The organism is Candidatus Bathyarchaeota archaeon, assembly GCA_026014725.1.
Lineage (GTDB): Archaea > Thermoproteota > Bathyarchaeia > Bathyarchaeales > Bathycorpusculaceae > Bathycorpusculum.
In genome coordinates this window covers 1-4,693 of the sequence record JAOZHV010000023.1, presented here as the reverse complement: position 1 = coordinate 4,693, position 4,693 = coordinate 1, and the positions used below count along the sequence as shown (strand labels likewise).

Annotated in this window: 5 protein-coding genes; 4 read left to right on the top strand and 1 reads right to left on the bottom strand. The window is 43.3% G+C overall.

The window, feature by feature from the left end; genetic code table 11:
- The first annotated feature begins 264 nt into the window (after nucleotides 1-264).
- Entirely contained in the window at nucleotides 265-747 is a 483-nt protein-coding gene (locus tag NWE95_03990) for a hypothetical protein (protein ID MCW4003057.1), read from the top strand.
- A 10-nt stretch (nucleotides 748-757) separates the two neighbouring features.
- Nucleotides 758-1,642, top strand: coding sequence for a hypothetical protein (locus NWE95_03985; protein MCW4003056.1), 885 nt, complete (start codon nucleotides 758-760; stop codon nucleotides 1,640-1,642).
- Between the two features lie 41 nt (nucleotides 1,643-1,683).
- On the opposite strand, the gene NWE95_03980 is transcribed toward NWE95_03985, so the two are convergent.
- On the bottom strand, nucleotides 1,684-3,210 hold the full coding sequence (locus tag NWE95_03980) for a methyltransferase domain-containing protein (protein ID MCW4003055.1): 1,527 nt from the start codon (nucleotides 3,208-3,210) through the stop codon (nucleotides 1,684-1,686).
- A gap of 83 nt (nucleotides 3,211-3,293) precedes the next feature.
- Between NWE95_03980 and NWE95_03975 the strand changes: the two genes are divergently transcribed.
- Both NWE95_03975 and NWE95_03970 read left to right on the top strand, forming a co-directional pair.
- On the top strand, nucleotides 3,294-4,118 hold the full coding sequence (locus NWE95_03975) for a viperin family antiviral radical SAM protein (GenBank protein ID MCW4003054.1): 825 nt from the start codon (nucleotides 3,294-3,296) through the stop codon (nucleotides 4,116-4,118).
- A gap of 293 nt (nucleotides 4,119-4,411) precedes the next feature.
- Nucleotides 4,412-4,693 (top strand): hypothetical protein (locus NWE95_03970; GenBank protein MCW4003053.1); only part of this gene is annotated, 282 nt, incomplete at its 3' end.

Below are 4,693 nucleotides of genomic sequence, written 5' to 3'. Positions count from 1 at the left end.
ACTCCAAACTCTAAGTTTTGCACGGAAGTAGGGTCACCACTAAATCTTCATCATGATGCCTCCTTAAGAAAACCAAAAAATTTATTCTTAAGGAACAAAAGGAGAAAACAGTATAGATGCGTAAATATTTTGGCGCCGCCGAAAGGTTGAGCGAGAGCGCACGAGAAAAGCTACTGTAGTTTTTCTCTCTTACACGGGAAAAACTACTGTTTTCTTGTTTTCTCTTTTGAGAAGAACTATTCTAATTTTTGGAGGAAAATAAAAATGAAAATTTATAGTGATGATCCTAACCTACCCTACAAAACTACGAAATTAAGAGCGCTTTATACAAAGAGTGAAATTGATGGCTTGTTCGCCAAGTGGGGCGTTAAAGATGTGTTTTGGCATTGGGACCCAGAACACAATGATGTCTTTGTTCTGTTAAAGATAGTTGAGGAAATCGACGGTTCACCTTTTGAAGTTTCTGCTAAGGTTGAGGCGCCTACTATTTGGGATCATAAGACTCGCTCTAAGGCTGAATCCGTTAATTGGGACATTAGCTTGCGTGTGATGTATTGGTTCATTAAATCTCATTTGGAAGCTGCTTACTTGCTTCAGAGTTCCAAGACCGCCGCGTTTCTTCCCTACATTGCTTCGAACGATGGTCAGAAGACGCTGAAAGACCTAATTATTCCTCGAATAAACGAGGTTCAGCAATTGGCGGCTTTGCCTGAAAAGTCAAGTGAAAAAGTAATTGACATCGAGTAGGTGAGTGTTTTTGTCAAAGTTTTCTGGAAGTAAAAACGTTTGTTCTCCAAAGTCTAGAGTAAAATTTGACACCAAGACTGTTCGCACGTGGGTTCTTCCGCTGCTTATGCGGATAGGCATCGGAGACTACCCAACCAAGGCTGGTCGTATCATCGGTTTGAGCCGTCAACATACGTGGTACTATGTGAGAAAGCTTGAGCAGTGCAGGCTTATTCGCCGTGAAAAGCGGAGCAACGTCGTCTTCTACGAGCTGACGTCTGAAAGTAAAAACCTGCTCGCGTCATGTGAGGGCACGGTTTTTCCTGCAAGGCTGTACAGGTTTGACAAGTGCCAAGTAGCGTACGAGATTATTGCGGCTGGCTTGGCTCCTGAGAATTTCAAGAAGGTAGAAATTGTTAATTGGACGGCTTTATTGGGAACTGAATTAGGCGTTCGAGTTCGCAGGACTACTCGCAGCTGGATTGTGCATGTTGAGGTTATCCGTGGCAAGACCCCGATTGAAGTTACCAATCTTGCGATGAATTTAGCCAATCGAGTTCGAGATGCATTGGTCAGCAAGTACGGATGTGTCTTGGGTGAGGGAAAAGTTGTTGCCGGAGAGATGGCTGTTGAAGATCCTGTGGCTACGTTGTTCGGGCGCTACTTCACCGTCAGGACGGAAAAGCGCAAGATTGATCACAGTTGGAACGTGGGTGAGTTGGAGCATTTGCAGAAGGATGCAGTTATTGAGTATTTGCAGATGCCTGAGCGGGTTGGAAATATTGAGCAGCAACTTGGAGAGCTCAGAGCCGACTTATCCAAGCTTACCCAGGCTATAACTAGACTCAGCTGTTTGGACGGTGAAGATCAGGTGCCCTTTTCCTCTGGTGAGGGAAGTAGAAGCTACGTTTCTTAAAGTACCTGAAATCCTCGCAGCAGCATTTTTGTCGCGAAGAGTTATTGTTTAGTAGCGATTATTGAATACAGGTAGAAATTGTATTCCTTTTCTTCTTCTATTTTGAACCCAGCCTCCTTGACCCATCTGATTATGAGCTTCTTGTCCAATCTGTCCTCATAGCGCGGTCCGAGAGGCGCATCTGGCTGTTCTTCTCTTGATGGTTTCCAATCGGGGTCACGTCCCTTCCATTCAAGGATAACAAGTTTTCCTGAATCTTTGAGCATTGCACGTGCGTTTTTCATCGATCTAAACGGATTGTACATCTCATTTAGAACTGCTCCAAAGAAAACAATGTCTGCAACACCATGCTCTAGGATGGTTTTTTCTGGGAAATCGTTAACTAGAATTACATTTTGCAGTTTCTCTTGATCTAATTGTTTCCTTATTTTTTCAACTAAGTTTGGGGCAACCTCTATTCCATAGACCTTGCCTTTTTCCCCCACAATTTTGGCAGCTGCAATTGTGAATAATCCTTCTTGGCAACCTTCTTCCACGAAGACATCCCCGACCTTCAAGCCCATTGATTCCAGGAGTCCCTGAGGAAACAGGACTTGGCTCAGCGCTTTGTCTCTAGGCAGGATCTCCCGCCAAGGGGAAATTAGCCACATGTGTTTCTGACTGATCTTTTTTTGAACTGAGTCAAAGGCTCTGTTACGTCTGTCAAAAACATTACTCAACTCTAACCAACTGTTGACCTCGCCTGGCAATGCTTCCTTCCCGCTGTAAGGCAATGCTCGCGTGATTGCATTGCTTAATTTTTCCGAGAATTCAGGCTTCTCGACATCTCCAGGAAGAACAGTTTCTATGATGTATTGCGTTAAAACTTGATACTTGCGCGCTGTTTCGCTTAGCATACCAAACGTGGTTCTGATAAACTCTATGAAGTCACTCTCGATTCTTTGCTCTTCGAGTGTTTGAGGCTGCCGGTCTCTATTTATAAGAAAAACAGAAAGGATGGACTCTATGTTCGGATTGATGTCTCCTGAGAGAACAAGCGAAAGCACTCTCGCCACGACCGCTTCCACCTCTGGATTGGTCCGAACGTTAATTATCAAGATTAGTTTCTGACCTGTCTGACTTTCGATTACATAATCAACTTTCAGGATGTGAAGAATGTGCGTGTAAAACGTCTGATCAGCGTAAAGTTTTCCTTCCATTATATCTGCAAGGTACCTGATCCATTTTTCCATGTGTTGGTTGAATATGCTCTTTGAGACAAAGTCTTCGTGTCTTCTATGCGACGCGAAACGAGCATATCTAGTGTACCTGACAGATGAAAGGCCTTTGAAAAGTCGGGGGTCTTTTAGTGTATAGACCCTGACCCTTCCTGACTTCTCACTCTTGAGAAGGCCAATTCTTTCTAAGTCTCTTAGGGCATTAGTCACTGTCTGAATAGAGAGACCCATTTTCTTCGACAATTCTTTGGCAGAAGCGCTGCTCTCCTTGCCTACTCTGTAATAGTATTCTTGGGCGCTTGGGTGTTGCTTGAAGTATTCAACATACTCAAGGTATAATGGGTCAGACACGTGCTTCTATAGATAATGGAAAACCTTTTATATTTAACAGTTTTGTACAATACTATTGAGCAATAGTGTTGTGGTGCGCGCAGATGGGAGAAAGTAAGGTCAAGTCAGCAAACTGGCACATTACCGCAAGATGCGACTACAACTGCCGTTTCTGTTTTGCTCAACAACTAGACTCAGAGATTAGAAATCTTGCATGCGGCGAACAAATTCTGAAAAAACTCAAAGCATTGGAAATTGGCAAAATAAACTTCACTGGAGGGGAGCCTCTTCTTCATCCTTTGTTATTCCCTTTAATCAAGCTAGCTAACAGCATGAACTTTGTGGTTTCGATTATTTCAAACGGCTACCACCTGAACAGAGACATAATTTTTGAAATATTGCCCTTTGTTGATTGGATAGGTCTCTCTATAGATTCAGCTCATGAGGCGGTTGAAGAGGCATTAGGTAGGGGAGACGGCGGTCATGTGAAGAAGATTGTTGAGCTTGCAGAGATCATTCACCAGACTGGCATTAAGTTGAAGATTAACACAACAGTGACCAGGCTAAATTGGATGGAAGATATGCGATCACTCATAATAAGGCTTAAGCCTGATAGATGGAAAGTATTCCAAGTGCTACATATAGGCGGTCAAAATGACGCCCATTTCGACGAGCTTTCCATAACAGATGAGCAGTTTAATCATTTCAAAACGCTTAATCAAGATATCGAAGGAATAACACCAGTTTTTGAGGGAAATCAGGAGATGATTGACTCATATTTTATGATATCTCCCAGTGGCATGGCTATGAGCAACCGAGATGGAACAAACAGAGTCTTAACTCCACTTATAGATGTCAACCAGTGCAATATTTCGCAAATCGTAGATGTTCAAAAATATGAAAAGAGAGGCGGAATTTACCCTTGGTGATTTCTAAGCATCAATGCTTTGGAGGAGGTGAAAGAAGTGGGCAAAGGTAAAGGCGGATGGCCGACAAAACGACCAGGAGGTGGACCTTCTGGAGGCGGGCGAGATAACAATCCCCCCAAATAATTCTAAAAAAAGGCACAATCAAGCTACCGCCAGAAAACCTCACAGACAACTCACCACTAATCCGAGACGAAACTAGAAAAAACCCAAAAAGCATAGGACCAAAACAAATCCGAAAACTAATCCACCAACTCTACCAAAAAGCAGACCTCCTAAAAGAACGCAAAGGCAGAATGTACGACCTCAGAGTCCACAGCCTACGTAAATACTTCAAAACACAACTACTCGCCCTAGGCGTCCAACCAGACTACGTTGACTACATGATGGGCCACACCGTAGACACCTACCACGACATCCAAAGCATAGGCATAGACAAACTCCGCAACATATACGCAGCCTCAGGACTATCAATAAAACAAAAAACAAACATCAGCAAAATCGACGCCCTAAAAGAAATTATACGCGCATGGGGAATGAACCCAGAACAACTCCTAACCAGAAACGCACTAACCGAA